Below are 23,004 nucleotides of genomic sequence, written 5' to 3' on the forward strand. Positions count from 1 at the left end.
TCACGACAGCGGCAGCTTGAAGCCCTCGTGGGACTGGACGAAGCCGAGGCGGCGGTAGAAGCGGTGCGCGTCCACGCGGGTCTTGTCCGACGTGAACTGGACGATGACGCAACCGCGGGCCCTGGCCTCGTCGATCGCCCAGCGCATCAACTCCTCCCCCAGCCCTTGCCCGCGCATCGAGGACGCCACCCGCACGGCCTCGACCTGCGCCCGTGCCGCGCCCCGCCGCGACAGGCCGCGCAACACCGTGAGCTGCAACGTGCCCACGACCTCACCGCCGCGTTCCGCGACCGCCAGCACCTCGTGCCCGGCCGCGTCGATCGCCTCGAACGCCCGCAGGTAGGGCGCCAGGTCCTCCGGCGACTCGCGCCGCGCGCCCAACTCGTCGTCGGCGAGCATGGCCACGATGGCGGGGACGTCCTCGGCGGTGGCGCGACGGATGATCACTGGCACGGTCCTCCCCGGTCATCGGCGACTCCACCTCATCACAGAAGGGGATCAGCGGCCCGCGCACCCGGCGGCCCGGGCTAAGGCGGCCCGGCGCCGTGCAGGAGGGTGTCGACCACCCGCTGCGCCAGCGCGTCGGGTTCGAGGCCGCTGTCCGGCCCGTGCACCGCCTCGCCGATCAACGCGTAGAACACCCGGCGCGTCCAGTCGAGGTCGGCGGAGGCGTCGAGCAGCCCCTCGTCCCGCGCCCGGCGCAGCAGCACCAGGCAGCGGTCGTCCACCCGGCGCTTGCCCTCGGCGGCGGGCGAGTCGGCGGCGGTGAAGACGACGCCCATCGCGAACGGCCACCCGATCTTGACCCGCAGCACGTTCGCGGTGATCTCGTGCAGCGCGACCAGCGGCGGCGAGGTCTCCGGCCGGCCGGCGTCCATCACCTCGTCCAGCTGCCGCACGACGTCGGCCGTCATCGCCTCCACCAACGCCTGCCGGTTGGCGAACCGCCGGTGCACGGTGGTGCGCGCGACGCCCGCGGCCTCGGCGATCTGCTCCATGGACGCGCCGGGGTTCACCGACAGCAGCCGCTCGGCGGCTTCCAGGATCGTCCGCACGCTGCGTTCGGCGTCGGCGCGCAAGGGCCGCGTCGCTCCCAAGTCTGTCTCCTTCCGTGCACCACCGATGGTACAGCTACCGCGTTAACTGGAACATCACTGTTGCAGTTTGGGCGATAGCTGTGCCTAAGATGTCTCACATAACCGAGCCGATGGAGATGACATGACCCACCGCCCCACCGCCCTCGTCACCGGCGCGTCCGCCGGGCTGGGCGTCGAGTTCGCCGACCGGCTCGCCGCCCGCGGCCACGACCTCGTCCTCGTCGCCCGCTCCGCCGACCGCCTGGACGCCGTCGCCGACCGGCTCCGCCACGAGCACGGCGCGAAGGTCCACGTGGTCCCGCAGGACCTGTCCGCGCCGGACGCGGTCGACTCGGTCGTCGCACGGCTGCCCGGCCCCGTCCACACGCTGGTCAACAACGCGGGCTTCGGCACCGCCGGCCGGTTCGAGGAGATCCCCGACGGCCACGACCAGGAGCAGTTGATGGTCAACGTGGTCGCGCTGGTCGGCCTGACCCGGGCGCTCGTGCCCGGGATGCTCGAAGCGGGCTCCGGCGCCGTGGTCAACGTCGGTTCGACGGCCGGGTTCCAGCCCTCGCCGTACTTCGCCACCTACAGCGCGGGCAAGGGGTTCGTGCTGAACTTCAGCCTCGCGCTGCGCCGGGAGTACCGGGACCGGGGCATCAAGGTGCTCGCCCTGTGCCCCGGCCCGACCGAGACCAGCTTCTTCGACCGCGTCACCCCGCGCGCCGCGATCGGCGGCCGGATGATGAGCGCCGAGGCCGTCGTGCGGGCGGCCCTGGACGCCCTGGACCGCGGCCGGGCCTACGTCACGCCGGGCTTGGGCAACGCGCTCAACGCCCACCTCGTCCCGCGTCGCCCGCGCACGATGGTGGCCGCGATCGCCGAACGCGTCACGCGGTCCGTGCTCCAGGGCTGAGGGTCAGGACCCGCCCGACAGGGACAGGTCGCCGATCACGACGGTGGTGCGCGGCGGCGCGACGGCCGCCGCCACCCTGGCCACCACCTCGTCGAACACCGGGTCGTCGTAGTAGTCGCTGTGCCCGCGCAACGGCGAGGCGACCATGTCCGGGTCGGGGTCGAGGAACTCCGGGTCGCGCAGCCGCACGTCGTTGCCGCAGCGCACGCCCCACAGCTTCGGGCCGGCGAACACCTGCTCCTCGGCCGTCTCCGGCCACACCTGCACCGGCCCGCCCAACGGGTCGGTGAGCCGGTGCACGTTCCACCAGCGGTCGCCGAGCTCGTCGTGCAGGCGGACGAGCTCGGCGTGGCCCAGGTAGTGCGGGAACAGCCGCGAGTACGCCCACTGCAACTGCGAGCCGTACGTCACCAGGCCGACCCGGCGCAGCGCGGCGACCGCGTCCGCCTGCCTGATGTACCGCTCGCCGTCGGCCGGGTCGGGCCGCTCGCTCTCCCGGCGCAGCAACGACAACGCGGCGAAGCACACCACGCTGCCCTGGCTGTGCCCCGACAGCACGACCGCGCCCACGTCGTGGTGCCCGGCCAACCGGACCGCCCGGGAGGTCAGCTCGATGGTGGCGCGACCGCCGTAGGGCGGCGGGCAGATCGGGTGCGCCAACCTCGGCCAGAACGCCACCAGGTCCCACACGATCCCGACCGCCGTGCGCATCCGCGGGCTCTGCCACGTCCGCACGCCCAACAACAACAAGACCAGCACGAGCCCGGACACCACCAGGCTGCCCAACGCGCCCAGCTCCTGCGCCGGGAGGGTCGACAGCCAGTCGGCCAGGCCCGGCGGCGGGGCGGCCCGCCAGTCCGGGTGCGCGAGCCGGGCCAGCGCGAGCCCGCCACCCGCCGCCACCAGCACGCCGCCCAGCAACGCGACCGCGCCGAGCAGCCAGTGGTAGCGGTACTTCGCCGAGGCCAGGCGCTGGTTGAACGCCACCTTGCCGATGCCCGGCCGGTCCGGGCGCCCCGGGTAGTCGGTCACAATGCCCTCGCGGACCGCCGCACCGCTCGCGTGGCGCATCCAGGACACCGCGCCGACCGCGTACAGCAGACCGGCGGCCACCGCGGCGACCCAGAACGCCCAGCCGGGCATCGGCGTCCACCGCAGCACCACCGCCACCGCCGCGGTCACCGAACCCGCCGCGAACACCAGCGCGCTCGACACCTGCCGCACCATCGCCGCCACGATCGGTGCCACCAGCAGCGGGAACGCGATCGCCAGCACGCCCCAGAGCCCCGCGCCGACCAGGTAGCTCGTGCTCAGCACCAGCCCTTGACGCCCCGCCTCCGGCACCGGGTCGCCGACCCAGTCCACCACCCGGTAGGCCAGCCCGCCGCTGAACCCGACCGCCAGCGTGGTGGCGACCGCCGCGATCACCACGGCCGCGTACCCGTGCCACATCGGCCGGAACCGCTTGTCCGCCACCATCAGCTCGACACCGCGCGCGGAGTGCCGCAGGCGCACGCACGCCCCGAGCAGCACGACCAGCAGCAGCATCGCCGACGCGGCCAGGATGTTCGTGACCGCCTCGAAGCCGGCCAGCGGCGTCACCGACCCGGACGCGCCCGTCGGCGCCCGCCACAGGAACGCCGTCGCCAAGCCCGCCGCGAGCAGCAGGTACGCCGCCGACGCCCACTTGAGCGCCCGCGAGTTCACCTGCCGCCGGTCCGGCGACATCACCACGCACCCGAGGGCCCACGCCAGCACCGCCACGCCCAACCCGACCACCGTCCACGACAGCGCGTCCGACGGCCGGTCCGGCTGCGGGGTCCGCAACGCGCCCGCGTACAGCACCCCCACCACCACGCACGCCGCCGCCACGTGCGCGTCACGCAGCACCGGCGTGCGCGGCGACGTGTGCCAGAACGCGTAGTCGCCCAGGCTGCCCGTGCGGGTCTCCCACACGTGGTGCGTGCCCTTCGGCTCGTACAGGAACGTCTGCCGGCCGAACCACCACAGCACGGTGATCACCAGCCCGGGCGGGACCATGCCGACCAGCAGCATCGCCCCGAACGGCCAGCCGTCGAAGAACGCCAGGTGCGCCGACCGGCACGCCGCCGTGCCCGCGCACTGCCGCACCAGCAGCTCCAGCGACACGTACGCGGTCGCCGCGACGAGCATGCCCGTCAGCACGAGGCCGAGCAGCCGCAGCACCGCCTCGGCGAACCGGCCCGCGCCGAGCAGCGTGTACCGGGCCAGGTTGAGGATCGCGAACGGGATCAGCACCAGCCACAGCGCCCGGCTCGCGCCGCCCGAGGTGAACCGGCCCCAGTGGAACGCCTCCACCGTCCGCGTCCGCCCGCTGGACAGCGCCCGCGCGGGCTTGGCCGCCCGCAGGAACCGCGCGACGTCGTCACCGGCGACCGGGGTCGGGAACGGGTCGCCGAGCATCGCTTCCGGCGGGGTGCCGGACACGCCGTGCACCCGCAGTTCGACGACGTCCTCGGGACGCATGAGATCACCTGCCGTAGGTAGCCCTGGGCTGTTGCCTACCGGATCGCCCACGCGGGGTAGGCCGTTTCAGTGCGGGAGACACCCGGTTGGGCGATCCACGGGCTGGTGAGAGCATCCTGGGTGACGTCCGGTCGCCGATCGCGATCGGGCGTGCTCACGGCCCCGACCCGAAAGGCTGCCCACGGTGACCAAACCCGCCCGCCGCGACCCGAGCAAGCTCGTCGACGCCTCCGGGTTCCGCGAGTTCGTCCAGCACGGCTGGGGCCCGGCCGACCGCGCCGCCCGGGTCGCGCCCGGCGCCGCCGAGGCCGCCGCCGCGCACCGCGACCGGCTCAGCGCCGCACTGCCCGGCGCGCGCATCGCGGTGGCCGCCGGCTGGTCGCCGGTGCGGTCCAACGACACCGACTACGGCTTCCGGCCCGACAGCGATTTCTCCTGGTTGACGGGCTGCGCCGCAGAAGGCGCGGTGCTGGTGATGCACCCGGTCGCCGGCGGTCACGACGCGGAGCTGTTCCTGCGCCCGCCGGCCGGCCCGGACGAGCCGGACTTCTTCGCCAACGCGCGCGACGGCGAGCTGTGGATCGGCCCGGTGCCCGGCCTGGCCGAGTGGGGCGAGGCACTCGGCGTGCGCTGCCGCCCGCTGCACGAGCTGCCGTCGGCGCTGCGCGGCAGGCTGCCCGCCGTGCACGCGACGGCAGGCGTCGACCCGCTGCTGGACGCGCTGGCGGGCGCCGATTACACCGCCGGGCTGCGCACCGTGCTGGCCGAGCTGCGCCGGATCAAGGACGACTGGGAGGTCGGCCAGCTCCAGGCCGCCGTGGACGCCACGATCCTCGGTTTCGCCGACGTCGCCGCCGAGCTGGGAGCGGCCGTCAAGGGCGGTGGCGAGCGGTGGTTGCAGGGCACGTTCGACCGGCGCGCCCGCACCGCGGGCAACGGCCCGGGTTACGCCTCGATCGTGGCCGCCGGGCCGCACGCGCCGGTGCTGCACTGGGTGCGCAACGACGGTCCCGTGCCCGAGGACGCCGTGCTGCTGCTGGACGCGGGCGTCGAGCTGGACACCCTCTACACCGCCGACATCACCCGGACGTTGCCGGTGTCGGGCTCCTACAGCCCGGCGCAGCGGCAGGTGCACGAGCTGATCGAACGCGCGTCGGTGGCGGCGCTGGCGGTCGTGCGGCCGGGTGCGGCGTACCGGGACTTCCACCAGGAGGCCATGCGGGTGCTCGCCGAGGGCCTGCACGACTGGGGCCTGCTGCCCGTGTCGGTCGAGGAGTCGCTCGACCCGGACGGCCAGCACCACCGCCGCTACATCACGTGCGGCGTCGGCCACTTCCTGGGGCTGGACGTGCACGACTGCGCCAACTCCAGCTCCACCGCCTACCACGAGGGCACGCTGGAGGTCGGCATGGCGCTGGCCGTCGAGCCCGGCCTGTACTTCCACCCGAACGACGAGACCGTGCCGCCGGAGCTGCGCGGCATCGGCGTGCGGCTGGAGGAGAACGTCGTGGTGACCGAGGCGGGCAACCGGGTGCTGTCCTCCGCGCTGCCCCACGACGTGGCAGGTCTGGAGGCGTGGGTGGCGGCGGCGGGCCGGTAGTCAGCCGGACACGACACCCGAGCCGACGTCGTCGTCCCTCACCCCAGTGGTGGTCGAAGGTCAGACCCCCCTGCGGCCATCATCGATTCGTGGTGGAAGGCAACGTCGTCTCGGGATCCGTGCACGGATCGGTGGTGCAGGCGCACACGATCCACGGGGGCGTGCACCTGCACGCCCCCGCGCTCATGGTGCCCCGGCAACTGCCCTCCAGCGCGTCCCACCTCGTCGGCCGGTCGTCCGAGCTGGAGGCGTTGCACGCCAGGTTGGGGTCGCACAGCCGGATCACCGTGATCAGCGGTACCGCGGGGGTCGGCAAGACCGCGACGTGCCTGCACTGGGCGCGGTCGGTCGCCGACCGCTTCCCCGACGGCCAGTTGTACGTCGACTTGAGGGGGTTCGACCCGGCACACCCGCCGTTGTCGACCGCGGAGGCGGTGCGAGGGTTCCTCGACGGCTTCGGAGTACCGCCGGAGCGCATCCCTCCGGATGACGCCGCGCAGGTGAACCTGTACCGCACCGTGGTGGCCGACCGGAGGGTGCTGGTCGTGCTGGACAACGCCCGTGACGCCGACCAGGTCCGCGCGCTCCTGCCCGGAGGGGCCGAATGCGTGGTGGTGATCACCAGCCGCACCGAGTTGACCGGTCTGGCGGTGCGCGAGGGCGTCGTGCGGATCGCCCTGGGCGTGCTCGATGAGGTCGACGCGCGCCGACTCATCGCCGATCGCCTCGACGCCACGCAGGTCGACGACGAGGCGGTGGCCGAACTGGCGTCGAGGTGCGCGGGACTGCCGCTCGCCTTGGCCGTCGTGGCGGGACGCGCGGCGCAGCAGCGTTCGTTCCCGCTCAGCGTGCTGGTGGAAGAGTTGCGTTCGGCGGCGCAGCGACTGGACGCGCTCGACACCGGCGATCCCCACACCACCGTGCGCTCGGTCTTCTCCTGGTCCTACGAAGCGCTGCCCGACCCGGCACAAAGGGCGTTCCGCCTGCTCGGGGCCACCACGGGCGCCGACATCTCACTGCCCGCCGCCGCGTCCCTGCTCGGGTTGCCGCTTCCCCGAGCCCGCTCCGTGCTCACCCACCTGGTGCGGGCGAACCTGCTGGAGGAGCACGCCCCGAGCCGCTTCCGCTTCCACGACCTGTTGCGGGAGTACGCCGCCGAACAACTCACCGAGGAACCCGGGGATGAGCACACCGCGGCGGTGACCCGGATGGTCGAGTCGTACCTGCACACCGCCGTAGCGGCTGACGCGGTGCTCAGCCCTCATCGGCTGCGCGTCACCGTGCCGCCACCCCGTCCCGGGGTCAGCGTCGTCGAGGTGGCGGAGTACCACCAAGCGGTCGATTGGTTCGTCGCCGAGCACCAACTCGTCGTGGGCGCGGTGGCGCACGCGGTGCACATGGGTTTGGATCGGCACGCGTGGCAACTGACCTGGGCGATGGTCACCTACCTGCGACGTTTCAGCCACGTCCACGACCGGCTGCGGACCCAGCTGCAGGCCCTCGCCGCCGCCCGCAGGGTCGGTGACCGGTACGCGGAGGCCAAGATCTGCCGAGTGCTGGGCAAGACCCTCCTCCGCCACGGCAGGGAGTCCGAGGCGGAGGACTTCGTCGAACTCGCTGTCGTCCTCTTCCACCACTTGGAGGAGCGAGCCGAGGAGTCCGACGCGCTGCTGAGCCGGGCCGAGTTCCACCGGCGGCGCGGCAATCATGCCGACGCGCACACCGACGCGCACCAGGCCCTGGTCCTCGCCGAAGCCGCCGGTAGCACCAATCTGCGGGCCACCGCACTGAACTCGGCCGCACGCTGCGCGTTCCAGGCGGGTGCCCTCGACCAAGCGCTCACCTACTGCACCAACGCTCTCGCGCTCTACCGGGACATCGACAACGCCGAAGGGGCCGCCGACGCGCTGCGCGTCGCCGGATCGGTCCACAGCCAGCTCGGCCGGTGGGACGACGCGATCGCGCACTACGAGGAGTCGTTGGCACTGGACCTCGTCCTGAACGACGACTACTACGCCGCCCTCGTCCTCCACCAGATCGGGTACGCCCACCGAGCCGCCGGTCGGAACGACGACGCGATCGCAGCCTGGCAGCGTTCCCTGGCGCTCATGGAATACCTGGGTGCCCAGGAGGTCGAGGAGATACGCGGCTGCCTGCACGATGTCGAAGCACCCTAAGCCGGATCACCCGGCTGGATCGCCGTCTCCACGACCTTGACCGCATCGGCCCAGGTGTAACGCTCCGCCAGGAGGTTCCGCACCGTCCAAGCGGTGTCGAACGCGGCCTTGCGGTTCATCATCACCGCGTTGAGGTGGCTCGACCACAGTTCGACATCGCGGGCGTCGTCCTTCGACACGGACAGCACGACGTTCTTCGCCAAGTCCTCCGGCAGCGCAACCCGCAGGAGCTTGCCGACTCCGCTGCGGTCGCTGACCCGTACCGGTATCCCGAGGCGTAGGGCCTCCCACGCGACGAGCCCGAATCCCTCTTCACGGGAGGGCATCAACAGCAGGCTCATCGTCTTCAGGTCTTCGACGACATCCTCGGGATCGGACGCGTAGTTGCGCAGAGAAACGGTGAGACCCGGTACGCCAGACCACTGGAGGATCAGTTTGCGCAGGGGTCCGCCCTCCCCCGCCGGCACGCCTCGGACCAGGAAGTCCAGCTCGTGCTCGGAGACGTTGAGCCGACGGATCGCACGTCCGATCGCCTTGGCCGCCAGGTCGACGCCCTTGTTGTGGGCGTCGGCCACGCGCCCCACGACTGCGACGATCGCAGTCCCGGCCCGGCTCACCGGCCGTGCGTCGACATCGTTGAACCCCGGAATGATCTGGACCGCGTTCGGGACGTCGTCCCCGTAGGTCAACTTGCTGAGCGCGTAATCGTGCAGCTTCGGACCGACCGCGATCACGCGAGCCGCGCGTGCGCACAGATCACGCTCCTCTCTCGTGCGTTCCTCACTGGTCAACGCGGCGTCGTCCGTCCGGTCGAGCCTCCCCCACACCGTTTGATCGGGGTGCATGTGCACGAAGTGCAGTCTCTTCGCATCCGGGTAGCAACTCTCCACCAGCACGCGCGCGGCGGGACCGGTGATCCTACCGTGGCCGATGACGACGTCAGGCAGGACACCGGCCGGCAGCTCGGGCCTGCGCATCAACGCCTCCGAGTCGGTGACGCCCCGCGCCGGTCTGGCGACGATCAATTCCACCCCGTTCGCCTCGGCATCTTTCACTTCGGCCAGCGACGCGGAAGGCACCAGGCACAGCACCCGATGTCCGGCGACCACGAGCGCGCAATTCAGATAGCGATTGAATGAACTGATTCCACCCTTGCTCGGGAACCACTCGTCACACAGCGCAAGAACGGCCAGCCTCGATCCTGCTCTGAGCGAACCGGCACGGTCCGCCCGCTCGGACGGGACATCCAGGAGGCGGCCATCGGGTTGGTGCGCGCGATGGGCGGTACCGGGCAACCGCTCGCCGGCCAGTGGGATTCCGGGGGGAACGAGGCTCTCCCCTTGATGCGACCGAGGTCCGGCCACCGATGTCCGCCACTGGGTTCGGGTCGTGGTCACCTGGTACTCCTGCTGAACTCGTGTATCCGCCCAGGCCGTATCGGCTCGGTAGCGGACGTGTGCCGACGGTGGTCGAATCGCCGCGTCGACGAACTGCGGCGGGTGGCTGAACAGCTCAGGAAACGCGGGAACACCGCTGCCCGAGATGAGAAGGTCCTGCGCCGCGGGGAACGCGCGGCCGGTGACGTAGCGCCACGAGGTGGCGAAGGTATTTCGTCGAAGTCCCAGCGGACGGGAGACTCCACCGCGGTTCCCGACATCCTCGCCCTCAAGTGCCCGGGGGGACCTCCAGCGATGGACCTGTCTGCGCCGCCGGGGACCAGCAGGGCCCGAAATCCGACGATCCCGATCTGCCGCTCCGCTGGACCCCACCAGATCAAGTCGGCGTCCGCACGCCTGCGACCAGCGGATCCGGTCGCAAGGCGCGACTTGCCCACCCCGCCCGTGCCGTGCAGTGGTTCCGGCGGCGCAGCCGCGGTCCGGCCCGGTCTGCCCGCTGAAGTCAACACCGTGAGGCGGTAGGCCACCGAAGAGGCGCAATGCGAGACAAACTGCTCTTTCCTCGCGTTCAACGGTAGTCACCTCCGCTCCTCCTGCATTGCTCGACACAAGCCTTGCTTTGAACACGTGTTCGGGCAGGCTCACGAGTCCACATTGCTCCCCTCACCTCATCATTCAGCACACCCGACCGGAGTCCGATCAGGGGGTGCCCCCTGCTTGGAATTGCGCAGGTAAAGCCTGACCAGGCTCCTCGCACCGCCTGATCCACTTCGGTCACGCAAGGTGACATTCCAATGAGCACGGGATCGCACCTGTTCCCGAACCGGCGGACTGATGAACCCGAGGACCCCTGCCGACCTCGCCCGAGGTAACGGCGCACGCCCACCCGACGCCGGACCCGGAGTCGATCAACACACAGAATTCACATCGACCGAACCGATCGTGGAGTGGGTCGACCATTCCGGTAGCCCGATGGACCACTCGGTCGAAACCTATCGATCACGGTTTCACCGGAAAGGATGGAGGGCAGTTTGCCCGATCCCATCCGACGATCGCTTCCCGACCCGGAAGCCGCGGCGCGACGGTAGTCAGCGCTTCCGCAGGCGCACGGACGTGATGGCGTGGTGCTCGACCTTCAGCACCTCGATGGACCAGCCGGGGATCGTGATCCGGTCGCCGGGGGCCTCGGGGATGCGGCCGAGCACCACCAGCACCAGGCCCGCGACGGTGGCGTAGTCGCCCTCGGGCGGGTCGGCCAGCTCGACGCCCAGGTCGATCAGGTCGTGGATCGGGAACGTGCCGGGCAGGACGAGCGAGCCGTCCGCGCCGCTGCGGACAGCCATCACGTCGCGGTCGGTCTCGTCCAGGATCTCGCCGACGATCTCCTCCAGCAGGTCCTCGAGCGTGATGATGCCGTCGACCGCGCCGTGCTCGTCCACGACCAGGCCGAGCTGCTCGCGCTCGGCCTTGAACCGGCGCAGCGCGTCGGACACCCGCACCGAGTCGGGGAACACCATCGGTGAGCGGGCCACGTCGACCAGCTTGGCGTCGTCGTCCAGAAGGTCCCGCAGGTGCACGACGCCCACGACGTCGTCCAGGTGCCCGCCGCGCGCGACGGGCGCCCGCGAGTGGCCCGAGGCGGCCAGCTCGGCGCGGGCGGACGGCACGTCCGTTTCCGCCGCCAACGTGACCACCGACCGGCGCGGCACCAGGACCTCGCGCAGCCGGCGCTCGCTGATCTCCAGGGCGCCGGTGATGATCATGCGCTGCTCGGCGTTGAGGCCCCGTTGGGCGGAGACCAGCTCGCGCAGCTCCTCGGACGACAGCTGCTCGGACTCGGGTTCCGGTTTGCCGCCGAACAGCCGGACCACCAGGTTCGTCGACGCGCTCAACGCCCACACCGCGGGCCGTGAGGCGGCCGACAGCACGTGCAGCGGCCGTGCCACCAGCAACGCCCAGCGCAGCGCGTACTGCATCGCCAGCCGCTTGGGCGCGAGCTCGCCGAACACCAGGGTCAGGAACGTCAGCACCACCGTGACCAGCGCGATCGCCACCGCGTTCGCCGCGTTGCCGAGGAACGACAGGGCCGGCACCAGCGGCTCGGCCAACGACACCGCCGCCGTCGCCGAGGCCAGGAACCCGGCCAACGTGATGCCGATCTGGATGGTGGCCAGGAACCGGTTGGGGTCGCGCGCGAGCCGCACGAGCGTCTTCGCGGACGCCCGCTCGTCACGCTCCAACGCCCGCAACTGGCCCTCGCGCAGGCTGATCAACGCCATCTCACTGCCCGCGAACAGCGCGTTCAGCAACACCAACACGGCGACCAGCGCGACCGTCCACCCGTACCCGTCCACACCCGAGTCCATACCCGAACCGGGCCGTCCCGCAACCGGAGGGTTGGTCATTTCGAGTGGCGGCGCTGCCGCCCCACCCCTCCTCTGGACTACAACAAGCAGTGGGGAGGTCACATGGTGTCTGCCGCGGTGCACCACTCGTTCGTCGTCGTGGACGTGGAGTCCTACGGCGATCCGACGCGGACGTCACCCCACCGGACCGCCGTGCGCGACGGCATGTACCAGGTGCTGATGAGCGCGTTCGCCGACTGCGACCTGCCCTGGAACGACAAGGCGGTGGACGACGCGGGCGACAGCCTGATGGTGCTGGTGCCCGCCGACGTGCCCAAGTCCGTGCTGGTCGAACGGCTGCCGGAGCGCGTCGTCGCGGCCCTGCGCCGGCACAACCACACCCACGCGCACGAAGCGCGGTTGCGGATGAGGATGGCCGTGCACGCCGGTGAGGTGCACTTCGACGAGCACGGCAAGACGAGCGAAGAGATGATCTTCACCTACCGGATCCTCGACGCGCCGGCCGCCAAGCAGTCCCTCAAAGCCTCGACCGCAACCCTGGTGCTCGTCGTCTCCGACCTGTTCTACCGCTCCGTGGTCCGCAACGACGCGGCCACCAGGCCCGACGACTACTCGGCGGCGCAGGCCAAGGTGAAGGAGGTGGACGCCCGCGTCTGGGTCCGCCTGGTCGACGGTCACCCGATCGAGACCTCACGCCCCGCCGCCCGCACGCGGAGCCTGACCCTGGCCGAACTGGGCCCGGTCATCGAGGTCATGCTGCGCACCCCCGGCTTCGACACCCGCGAGGGACGCGACCTCGTGCTGCGCGAACTGCCCTTCGCCGGCTCCATCACCCGGCACAACGCCGACCGCCCGGACACGGTCAGCATCGTCCGCACGTGCGCGCACTACCCCGGCGGCCTCGACGCGCTGCTGGCCGCCATCCGCTTCTACGCCGCCGGTTCCACCGAAATGGCCGAACTGGACACCCTGTTGGCCGAACGGGTCAGTGGCGTTTAGTTGCCCCCTGCGGAGCCGAATACCGCCATACGCACCTCTTCCGCTCTGTTTCCTTGACATTACACTGAGTCATGCCGTCGTAAGGCGAACCCCACCGCGCAGGGGCACCGCTACCTGATGGCCAACTCGGGAGGCCAGCTAGTGGATGAATCGGCAATTCGGATCGACTCCGGTCTGGTCGACTTGACGAACGTTCCTCTCGACGCGCTGGACGCATTCGACGACGGGATCCTGACGACGTCGACCGACCGTTTCCTCAGACAGGTCGACCACGCCATCATCAGTGTGGGCGGGCACGACTCCTGACCGGCGGACTCCGCACCCATGACGAGGGGCGACCACGAGGTGGCAGGCTCGAACTCCACGCACGGGATATCGCTGCCCAACCACGGGATGTCCCTGGCCCAGTTGGACGCCTTGGCGTCCGCACGCCCCGACGCCGGCGCCATCGCGCTGCTGCACCGGGTCGAGCGGACCAGACGTCTGCTCGCCCTGCGGTTGGTGCTGCACCACGCGCGCGACCACCCCGTTCCGGGCAACCCGTTGCCCCCGGTGGACGAGGCGTGGGACCTGCTGGTCGCCGCCGAGCGCGCCCGCCCGGAGGCGGTGGCGGACCTGCTGTCGCGCCCCCAGGTCGGGGTCTGGTCCGCGCACCTGCTGCGCCGGCTCCGGAACAAGGCCTCCGACACCGCTCCGGTGTGGTTCCACGTCGGCCAACTGCACTTGTTGGCCGCCGCGGCCGGGTTGTCCGCAGAATTGCGCTTCACGATGGCTATTCCCTTGCGGGATGGCATCGCGGTGCTTCCCGGCTGGGGCGTCGCCCGAGTGCCGGAGACGACCGGATGGGGTCACGGCACCTTGGTCTCGGAGGCATCGGGGTTAACCGTTAAAACCGGAGCCGGCACCGCTCACCCGGTGGAATGGCAGCCGATCCGCATTCTTGAGGGCGAAGTCGCCGCCACCGCGCCGCGCATCCACCTGGACGACACCGGACCGTACCGGGGATTGGCGATCCCGGAGCGACCGGACCCATTGTCGGAATCCGCGGCGGCCCGGTGGAACGCGCTCTTCGCCGAGGCGTGGGCGATCTTGGAGCGCGACCACCCGCACCGCGCGCGGGAACTGTCCACCGGGCTGTCGGTGATCACACCCCGCCCGGCGGCCTACCGCTTCCGGCCGCACAGCGGGTCGGTCGGCGACGGCTACGGCGCCGCGATCATCTCCGAACCGCACGACGCCGAGCAGCTGGCCGTGACGATGGTGCACGAGTACCAGCACAGCAAGCTGAACGCGATCAGCCACCTCGTGCCCCTGACCACCGTCAACCCGGCAGCCACCTGCTACGCGCCGTGGCGCGACGACGCCCGCCCGGTCGCCGGGCTGTACCAAGGCGTGAACGCCTTCCTCGCGGTCGTCGAGTTCTGGGAGTCCCAACGTCGGCGCCTGAGCGGAGCGGACGCGGCCCTGGCGCACTTCGAGTTCGCTTACTTCCGCACCCAAGTGGGTGAAGCACTCGACGCGCTACGGCGCCACCCGTCGCTCACCGAGCCCGGGCGGAGGTTCGCGGCCCGCCTGGCGGAACGACTGGCGGCGCTGTCGGATGCCCCCGTGCCCGCCGACGTGCTCGCGGCCGCCGAGAGGGCCGCCGAGGACCACCGCGCGGCCTGGCGCGCCACCCACCTCCACCCGGCGCGGTCGCACGTGCTGGAGTGCGCCGAGCGCTGGCACGCCGGCGAGGCAGCGCCGACCTCGGGGTCGAGACCGGTCGTGGCCGCCGACGACGCTCCGCCCAGGTTGGACGCCAAGGTGATCCTCACGCGCGTCCTGCTGTCCGATCGAGCGGAGTTCGACGCGATGGCGTCGGACGCCTCCGGCGACGTCCACAAGATCGCCACGGACCTGGTCGAGGCGGATTTCGCCTTGGTGGCGGGCGACTACCACCGGGCCCACGCGCTGTACGCGGCGGAACTCGCCGCGGGCTCGCGCCGGCCGGGCGCCTGGTCCGGCTTCGGGGTCGCGGTGCGGGAGTTGTCACCCGGCCCGGCGGCACGAGCCCTGCTCGAACGCCCGCACCTCGTCCGCGCTGTGCGGAACGAGATCGCCGCGACCGGCGAGGCGCCCGACGTGCAGCGCCTCGCCGCGTGGCTGGGAGGAGCGGACGGTTAGAGGGGCATCGGGTCGATGTCGCAGTTCGCGCGGACGCGAGGATCGCTCAGCTCCGACACCGCCGGGTGATACTGCCCGAGCCGTTCCCGCAGCAGGCCCACCGCTCGTCGGTGCACCTCTTCCGCTTCGTCGGCGCGCCCGAGCGCACGCAGGTCGTGCGCGAGGTTCGCCTGGCACGCCAGCGTTGTCGGGTGGTCGGAGCCCAGGATCTCCGTCGCGCGGCGCAGCACCTCGTCGTCGATGGCGTGGGCGCCCTGCGCGTCGCCCGACTCCTGCAGGTCACTGGCGAGGTTGATCCGGGTGACCAGCGTGGAGGGGTGGTCATCGCCCAGACGTGCGCGGAAGCCGCCCAGTGTCGCCTGATCCAGCTCACGCGCGCTCTCGGCGTCGCCCATCAACCTGTGCAGGATCGCCACGTTGACGGCCGCGGAGAGGGTGTGCGGGTGATTGGGTCCGAGCGTTCGCTCGTACCTGCTGAACGTGTCGCGACCGAGCTGCTTGGCCTGTTCCAGCCGGCCCAGGTGCCTCAGCTCGATGGACCGGGCCAACGCGGCGGCGAGCGTGTCGGCGTGGTCGAGGTTGTACCTCAACCGCAACCCGTCGAACGCCGTCTCCGCGGCTTCCATCGCGCCGACGTGGTCGCCCGCCTTGCGGCGCATCACGGCGAGGTGGCGCACGGCGCGGAGCCAGGCGGGGTTGAGCGGTCGCCCCGTGCTGCGCCGTTCGTACGTGCGCACGATCTCCTCGTGCTCGGCGGACGCCTCCCGGTAGTTGCCGAGTTCCCGCTTGTCGATGGTCAGGCCCACCTGCGTCAGCAGTGACGTGTCGTGGTCCTGACCGTAGATCTGGACCCTGCGGTTCCAGGTGTCCGCGTCGAGGTCGAGCGCGGCGGCGAAGTCACCGACGAGGCGGAGGTTCACGCCGAGGCTGTGCGCGACGGCCAGCGTCGTCGGGTCCTCGTCCCCGAGGTACCGGACGCAGATGTCGTAGTTGCGCTTCGACAGCTCCAGCCCGCCGACGAAATCACCCTCCGCGCGCTTGTCCGCCGCGACCTGGCTGATCGCCAGGATCGTTTCCTCGTGCTCCTCGCCGAAGGTGCGGCGGTGCCGCTCCAACAGGTCCCTGTTCAGCGGGGTCGCCTCGGCGTACCGGCCCTGCACCCACAGCATGAAGCCGTACCAGCGGCCCATCCTCAAGGTCTCGGGGTGATCCTCCCCCAGCCGGTCCACCCAGTTCTTGTAGATCTGCTCGGACAGTTCGGCGCTGCGCTTGTGCTCGCCCCACCGGTAGAGGAACTGGACCTGGTTGTACAGCAGCGTTCGAACGGGCTCGGCATCGCTCTCGTAGGCGTTGGACGCGGCCAGGTGCGCGCTCAGGTCCACGTAGGTCGGCCAGTTTTCCGGCTCGGCCGGCCCCTCCGGGTCGTTCTCGCTCAGCATCTGGTGGGCGGCGTGACGCATGGTCACGCGTTCGTCCTCGCTCATCTGGCTGATCAGCACGGACTGGACCAGGCGGTGCAGCTCGATGGAGTTGGTGCGGTGGTCGACGCGCACCAGCGCGAAGCGGTTGATGTCGCGGATGGCCTCGTTGAGCCGCAGGCTGTCGCGCAGGACCTTGGACAGCTCGGCCGGCACGTCGGTGATGTTGCGGCTGTAGGTGAACATCTTGCGGTTGATCGGTTCCGGCGCCAGGAAGGCGCACACCTGGAGCAACCGCAGCGCCGAGGGGTTCTTGCGCTTGAGCTCGCTGAGCGACAGGTCCCACATCGCGGCCACCGACTCGGGGTAGTCGAGGGTGGTGGTGACGTTGAGCAGCTCCAACTGCTTCTCGGCGAGCAGTTCGAGGTACTCCGCGGCGGGCATGCCGGTCTCCACCCGCCACGCCGCCGCCTGCGCGATCGCCAGCGGCAGGTCGCCCAACGCCTGGGCCAGGCGGTCGGCGTCCTCCTCGCCGAGTTCCGGGTCCCGCCGCCGCAGCAGCTGCACGCTCTCGGCGCGCTGGAAGACGTTGACCTCCAGCGGGCGGGCGACGCTGAGCCACTGCGAGTTGCGCGAGGTGACCAGGATCCGCCCGGTGCCGCCGGTGGGCAGGTACTGCTGCACGGCGTCCGGGCTGTCGGCGTTGTCGAAGATGAGCAGCCAGTTGGTCGGGATCTTGTGGTGGTTGCCGCTGCGCAGCGCGTCGAGCACCTGCTGGACCGCCACGTTGGCCTCGGAACCGACGACGAGGTCCAGGCGCTGCCCCAGTTCCACCAGCGAGTTGACGATCTTGACCGACCGCTCGGCGGGCACCCACCAGATCAGGTCGAAGTTCGCGCGGTTGCGGTAGGCGTACTCGATGGCCAGGTGCGACTTGCCGACACCGCCCATGCCGTGGAGCGTTTCGGGCAGCACGGCCGCGGTCCCGCCCCGGACCAGACGCCGTTCGAGCTCCTGGAGGAGGTCCGCCCGCCCGGTGAAGTTGACGTTCCTCGGCGGTACTCCGCCGAAGACGGGCGATGCGAGAGTCCTTCTCCTTTCTTCCTGCTCGACGGCAGTCACCTCTAATCCTCCCGCATTTCGCTCGACATCGACCGTGCCCTCGCGAACACGTGTTCGGTCCCGTTCATCGGCGTGTATACTCGCGCCGACCTCATCATTGCCGACTGCCGACGGCAGCTCTACTCCGGGGTCCCCTTCCGGCGTGGAATAGCGCAGATGAACCCCCGACCAGGCCCTCAACACCGCTCGCTCCGCTTCCGCCACGTGAGGCGACGTGACATTGGGCGAAGCGGCCGATACCGGCTCCTCGTCCAGCGGCCATTCGAACCCCGCCACCACCGGTCGGTGTTCGTCCAGGTAATGCCGGACCACCTTGCGCACGCGCTCGGTGTCGATCCGACGACCATGCGCAAGAAGTTCCTCCCGAATACCCTCCCGCACGAACCTGAACGTCACTCGATTTCCGCCGTTGTCGTACCCGGGGGGCGCGATCGCCACCAGTGGGCCGCCGAGGAATTCCGACAGGGCCGCAGGTCCGGCTTCCGGGTGCAGCAGTTCGAGGATGCGGAGCAGGAGCGGCACCTCCAGCGGTGCGACGGCCCAGTGGACGGCCAGGTCGAACACCACCTTCGACGCGGTCGTGCGGTACGCCGCGACGAGTTCCTCGACGCTGAAGCTCGTGTCACCCGGTTGGGGCCGTGCCGCCCCGGCCGCCGGGTCGGGCGGAGCGGGCACCAGGGCCGCGCCCAGGTTCGCCCACCCGACCGCCGCGGCGAGGTCGGCCCACTCGCGCAGGCCCGCCGGGGCCAGCTCGACGAACGGGACGGGGGCGACGTCGCCGAGGTCGTCGTACAACCCGGGCACGTCGACCTGCGGCTCCCACTCGTGGAAGTGGTTCGGCGCGCCCGGCTCGGACGCCTTGAGGCGCAGTCGATGCAGGTCCAGGCCGGTGCGGCAGGCCGTCCACCACGGCAGCGGGCTGACCACCGCGACCGAGTGCGCGGCGCCCAGCTCGCGCAGCGACACCCACGCACCACCCCACCGCCAGGCCGGGTCGACGGCGTCGGTGAGGGCCAGCAGCAGACGCCGCCCGGAACCGGCCAGGTCCGGCGGGCTCCCCCCGTCGGACCCGCGCAGCACGGCCCGACCGCTGTCGTCGATGCCGAGGGCGCACACGGCGACCTCGCCGAAGACACCGGAGTCGGCGAGCGCACGGGTGAAGGACTCGACCGTCGACGCCCAGATCGACATCGCCGGACCGTCGTCGACGGCGACCACGAGGTCGCGGGACTGGCCGTCGAGCGGCGCGAGCACCTCCCGCAGCCCGTCCGCCGTCCACTCGTGGGCGTCCGGACCCGCGGTCACACCCGCGGCAACGTCCTCAGAGTCGACGCGCACCGTCACATCCCTCCGGTGCGGGCACGACACCCGGATTCGGATCGAGGAGCCGATTCATGCCGGTATGCCCTGGAATAAGGGAACCACGGCCTTGGCACCACCTTAGCGCCCGACCGCGGGAACAGTGCGCCTTCACGCAGTGAATCGATTCCGAACGGACCGGGTAATCGCCGGGACCTCGGGGAATCGACTACGCTCTCACCATTTCGAGTGAACAGAGGGCTACGCTCATCAGGTGAATACGGAACCACTGTGGGTCTGGTATCGAGTGCACGCCGACTGCGCATCAGATACCTCCCTGCGAACCCCAACCAGAGGTCAGGGGTTCCGGTAGACGCTCCGCATCGTCCCACAATACGGCAAGACTCCGGCCCGCGTGCGGCCCATCTGACTCATTCGCGAGCAGCGCTTCCCGGCGCAACTGGGCCAATCGGTCCGGCAACCGACGGACCTCGCCCGCGGCGAACAACCGGGTCACGGCTTCGTGGAAGTGGCTGGTCGAACAGTCCTCGCGATCCCAGATGATGATCGGGATCCCGGCCCTGAACGCCATCGCGGCCTCGTGCCACGCCCTGCCGCGACGGTCGCCCGGCGGTTCGCTGAGCACCAACGACACGATCGAGGTGTCGTTCAGGTCCACCGCCATCCCGGTGAGGTCCCACCCGCCGTTGGTCCGGCTCCAGTACGGGCGCGCGGCCTCCGCCGAGATCGCGTTCCAGCGCTGCTTCCACACCAGCCAGTACCGCTGCGCCCGCGTCCGCTCCAAGCTCCGCACCAGCACGGGGTGATCCACCGCCAACGGCACGCTGACGTCCGCCGGCGAGGCCTTCGGCCAGAACTCCACCGCGGTGTTGATCATCTCCCAGGGCAGTGCGAACTCCACCACGATGGCGCTCACGTGCTCGGCCGCCGGAGTGACGCCCAACTCGGCCTCCAGTTCCGCGATGACGCGGTCGACCTCCGCCTCCAGGTCGTCGCGCCGGATCGCGGCGTCGCCGCGCCGGCGGCCGTGCCAGCCGGAGCCCTTCCAGCTCAACCAGTGCGAGAGCACCACCTTGCCCTGGTCGACCGGGTCCGGGTCGACTTCGAACACGAGGTGCACCACATCGGAGTCATCGCCGTCGGCCTTGGTTTCGTTGCGCCAGCGGGCCTCCTCGACCAGATCGGTCACCTCGAACTTCTCCGCCAACCTCCAGTTGCAGCGACGCAGCTCGGCCGCCAGGGCGCCGTCCTCCAGGCGTCCGGCGAGGCAGTCCACCAGCACCATGGCGGGCAGCAGCGCGCCCGGACCGGCGTTGTGGTCGGCGAGGTGCAGGAACAGCGACCACACCGAGCGGCACCGCGCGGGCAGGTCGTCGCAGTGCCCCTCGGTGGCCACGTCGGCCAGGCGGCGCAGCTCACGCCGCTCCTCGAACGGGTCGTCCGACAACCGCACCGACCGCAACGCCTTCGCCAGCCGGTCCCAGTCCCCCGTCGGCAACGCCCGGAAGGCGGCCCACTCGTCCCCCAGCTCGACCAGTTGGGCTATCTCGGGCGCGTGGGGGTCCAACAACCTGAGGCAGTCGACCAGGCCGCGCAACCCGGCCGCGTGACGGCAGCACCACCGGACGAGGCCGAGGAGCTGGAGGTGGACCTCGGAACCGTCCAACGACACCTGCTCACCGAGGACGTCGGACAGCAGGCTCACCAGCATGGCGCGTCCCCGCTCGGCGCGCAGGCTCTCACAGCGCTCCAATAACGCGACGATCTCGCCTTGCAACCTCAGTTGGGCGGTGTTCACCCCTTCGTCCACGACCATGTGACCATCCCCCTCCACCGTCGACCACCCTCATCGGGACAGGCGTCGACCTGAGAGAACCGTGACTCCCGGCCGTCACTGTTGCACAGCCGGTGTGCGCTTTGTCCGCAAAATGCGGTCACACGACGGCGGTCGGGCGGTCGGTGGTCAGGGAGCGGCCGCTGGTGGTCAGTTCGGTGGCGACGCGGTCGACCGCTTCGGTGAACTCGGGGTCGTCGCAGTGCCAGTCGGTGAGCTTGACGAGCAGCCAGCGGCGCCAGGCGGCGACCAGGTCGGTGAAGACCTCGGCGCCCTGGGGCGTGAAGCGGTAGTGGGCGTCGGATTCCGTGACGTAGCCCCGGGTCTGGAGTTGGCGGGCCACCGGTTCGAATACGCCGGCGGGCACCTTGGTGGCCTCGGCCAGCCGTTCGAGCGTGGCGTCGCCGTGGTCGACGCTCTGCCGGAACACCTTGACCACCAGCCACGCCTGCGCGTGCGTGAGCGGGACGCCCGAGTCGCGCAGCACGTCCGGCGTGGGGTCGCGGCGCTCGCGGCTGACGATCAGGGCGACCAGCTTCTCCAGCTCGTCCCCGGAGTCGGACGTGTGCGGCGCGGCGAAGTTGTCGCCCACCTCGGTCGCGGCGGCACGGGCGGTGTCGCGCAGCGGGACTTCCTTGAGGAACAGGGCGACCAGGAACGCGACCGCGGCGACCGGCGCGGCGGACAGGAACACCAGGTGCAGGGTGTCCGCGTACGCGGCGATGATCGGGGCCTTGAGCTGGTCCGGCAGGGCGTGCAGGGCCTGCACGTTCGCCGCGGCGGCCGGGTCGACGCCCGGTGGGACGGCGGCGGCGAGGTTGGCCGGCAGATTGCTCGCGTACACCGTGCCGAAGACCGCCACCCCGAACGAACTGCCCAGCGTGCGCAGGAAGCTCACGCCGGACGTGGCCACGCCGAGGTCCTCGTAGCTGCTGGTGCTCTGCACGACCACCATCGCCACCGGCATGCACATGCCGACGCCGAGGCCGAGCACGAGCATGTACGTCGACGCCTGCCAGAACGACGTCTCCGGGTGCAGCCGGGACAGCAGGAGCAGCCCGCCGACCATGAGCAGGCTGCCGACGAGCGGGAACACCCGGTAGCGGCCGGTCTTGCCGATCACGTTGCCGGTCGTGATCGAGGCGACGAGCAGGCCGAGGACCAGCGGCAGCATCTCCAGGCCCGACTGGGTGGCCGACGCGCCGTGCACGTACTGCAGGTAGGTGGGCAGGAAGGTGACGCCGCCGAGCATGGCGAACCCGACCACGAAGCTGAGCACCACGCACACGGTGAACACGCGGTCGCGGAACAGGCGCATGGGCAGCATCGGCTCGGCGGCCCGGTTCTCCACGAGCACGAACAGGCCGAGCGCGATCACCGACCCGACCGCCATGAGGATGATCGTCGGCGACGCCCACGGGTACTCGACGCCGCCCCAACTGGTGACGAGGGTGAGGCCGGTCGCGGCCAGGCCGATGAGCAGGATGCCCAGGTAGTCGATCTTCGGTCGGGCGGTGCCGCGCGAACCGGGCACACCAACGCCCGGCAGCGCGAACGCGCCGACGGCCAGCACCACCACGCCGAGCGGCAGGTTGACGTAGAACGCCCAGCGCCAGCTCAGGTGGTCCACGAACAGGCCGCCGAGCAGCGGGCCGACCACCGTGGCCACGCCGAAGACCGCGCCGATGAACCCCTGGTACTTGCCCCGCTCGGACAGCGGCACGACGTCCGCGATGACGGCGGCCGAGGTCACCATCAGCCCGCCCGCGCCGAGCCCCTGCACCGCGCGGGCCAGGATGAGCCACGTCATGGAATCGGCCCAGCCGCACAGGAACGAGCCGACCAGGAACAGCGCCACGCTGACCAGGAACGCCCGCTTGCGGCCGAACAGGTCGCCGAACTTGCCGATCAGCGCGGTCATGATGGTCTCGGCGAGCAGGTAGGACGTGACCACCCAGGACAGGTGCCCGCCACCGCCGAGGTCGCTGACGATCGTGGGCAGCGCGGTCGCCACGATCGTCTGGTCGAGGGCGGCGAGGAGCATCCCGAGCATGATCACCGCGACCACCGCGTGCCGCGCGCCGCGCCCGACCTCGACTCGTTCG

14 protein-coding genes are annotated in these 23,004 nt (G+C 70.9%); 6 read left to right on the forward strand and 8 right to left on the reverse strand.

Going from position 1 to position 23,004, the window contains the following annotated elements; all coding sequences use genetic code 11:
• Together AB0I91_RS10505 and AB0I91_RS10510 are read right to left on the reverse strand one after the other, a co-directional pair.
• Positions 1–447 (reverse strand): GNAT family N-acetyltransferase, encoded by a 447-nt coding sequence (locus tag AB0I91_RS10505; RefSeq protein ID WP_498773456.1) that lies wholly within the window; start codon positions 445–447, stop codon positions 1–3.
• A gap of 80 nt (positions 448–527) precedes the next feature.
• Positions 528–1,097, reverse strand: a complete 570-nt coding sequence (locus AB0I91_RS10510; RefSeq protein ID WP_499618353.1) for a TetR/AcrR family transcriptional regulator — start codon at positions 1,095–1,097, stop codon at positions 528–530.
• 121 nt (positions 1,098–1,218) lie between these two features.
• Here AB0I91_RS10510 and AB0I91_RS10515 point away from each other — a divergent pair, with 121 nt between their 5' ends.
• Complete coding sequence (locus tag AB0I91_RS10515; RefSeq protein WP_498772990.1) at positions 1,219–1,995, forward strand: SDR family NAD(P)-dependent oxidoreductase; 777 nt, start codon at positions 1,219–1,221, stop codon at positions 1,993–1,995.
• 3 nt (positions 1,996–1,998) lie between these two features.
• Here the strand turns inward: AB0I91_RS10515 and AB0I91_RS10520 are convergent, their stop codons facing one another.
• Positions 1,999–4,500 carry a hypothetical protein gene (locus AB0I91_RS10520; protein WP_498772988.1) on the reverse strand — a complete coding sequence of 834 codons (2,502 nt, stop codon included), beginning with the start codon at positions 4,498–4,500 and terminating at the stop codon, positions 1,999–2,001.
• Positions 4,501–4,684: 184 nt separating this feature from the next.
• On the opposite strand from AB0I91_RS10520, the gene AB0I91_RS10525 reads away from it, so the two are divergent.
• Both AB0I91_RS10525 and AB0I91_RS10530 read left to right on the forward strand, forming a co-directional pair.
• Positions 4,685–6,100: an aminopeptidase P family protein gene (locus tag AB0I91_RS10525; protein ID WP_498772987.1), complete on the forward strand. Its 1,416-nt coding sequence runs from the start codon at positions 4,685–4,687 to the stop codon at positions 6,098–6,100.
• Positions 6,101–6,189: 89 nt separating this feature from the next.
• Positions 6,190–8,277 (forward strand): ATP-binding protein, encoded by a 2,088-nt coding sequence (locus AB0I91_RS10530; protein ID WP_499636439.1) that lies wholly within the window; start codon positions 6,190–6,192, stop codon positions 8,275–8,277.
• Here AB0I91_RS10530 and AB0I91_RS10535 read toward each other — a convergent pair.
• Positions 8,274–9,674, reverse strand: a complete 1,401-nt coding sequence (locus tag AB0I91_RS10535) for a glycosyltransferase family 4 protein (RefSeq protein ID WP_499636441.1) — start codon at positions 9,672–9,674, stop codon at positions 8,274–8,276. The genes AB0I91_RS10530 and AB0I91_RS10535 overlap by 4 nt on opposite strands.
• 1,088 nt (positions 9,675–10,762) lie before the next feature.
• Entirely contained in the window at positions 10,763–12,028 is a 1,266-nt protein-coding gene (locus tag AB0I91_RS10540) for a hemolysin family protein (protein ID WP_498773454.1), read from the reverse strand.
• A 114-nt stretch (positions 12,029–12,142) separates the two neighbouring features.
• Here AB0I91_RS10540 and AB0I91_RS10545 point away from each other — a divergent pair, with 114 nt between their 5' ends.
• The 3 genes from AB0I91_RS10545 (at position 12,143) to AB0I91_RS10555 (ending at position 15,205) form a co-directional block, all read left to right on the forward strand.
• Positions 12,143–13,039 carry an effector-associated domain 2-containing protein gene (locus tag AB0I91_RS10545; protein ID WP_498772983.1) on the forward strand — a complete coding sequence of 299 codons (897 nt, stop codon included), beginning with the start codon at positions 12,143–12,145 and terminating at the stop codon, positions 13,037–13,039.
• A gap of 117 nt (positions 13,040–13,156) precedes the next feature.
• Positions 13,157–13,345 (forward strand): hypothetical protein, encoded by a 189-nt coding sequence (locus AB0I91_RS10550; RefSeq protein ID WP_498772981.1) that lies wholly within the window; start codon positions 13,157–13,159, stop codon positions 13,343–13,345.
• A gap of 18 nt (positions 13,346–13,363) precedes the next feature.
• Complete coding sequence (locus AB0I91_RS10555) at positions 13,364–15,205, forward strand: HEXXH motif domain-containing protein (RefSeq protein ID WP_499636444.1); 1,842 nt, start codon at positions 13,364–13,366, stop codon at positions 15,203–15,205.
• Here the strand turns inward: AB0I91_RS10555 and fxsT are convergent.
• The 3 genes from fxsT to AB0I91_RS10570 all read right to left on the reverse strand — a co-directional run bounded on the left by fxsT (position 15,202) and on the right by AB0I91_RS10570 (position 22,952).
• On the reverse strand, positions 15,202–19,083 hold the full coding sequence (gene fxsT, locus AB0I91_RS10560) for an FxSxx-COOH system tetratricopeptide repeat protein (RefSeq protein WP_499636446.1): 3,882 nt from the start codon (positions 19,081–19,083) through the stop codon (positions 15,202–15,204). The genes AB0I91_RS10555 and fxsT overlap by 4 nt on opposite strands.
• A gap of 286 nt (positions 19,084–19,369) precedes the next feature.
• Entirely contained in the window at positions 19,370–20,881 is a 1,512-nt protein-coding gene (locus tag AB0I91_RS10565; protein WP_498772975.1) for a VMAP-C domain-containing protein, read from the reverse strand.
• A gap of 118 nt (positions 20,882–20,999) precedes the next feature.
• The gene (locus AB0I91_RS10570; protein ID WP_499636542.1) at positions 21,000–22,952 is read right to left on the reverse strand and encodes an MDR family MFS transporter; all 1,953 of its coding nucleotides are present in this window, start codon (positions 22,950–22,952) and stop codon (positions 21,000–21,002) included.
• Positions 22,953–23,004 lie beyond the last annotated feature (52 nt).

It is taken from the genome of Actinosynnema sp. NPDC049800, assembly GCF_040656635.1.
In the GTDB taxonomy this organism is placed as follows: Bacteria; Actinomycetota; Actinomycetes; order Mycobacteriales; family Pseudonocardiaceae; genus Actinosynnema.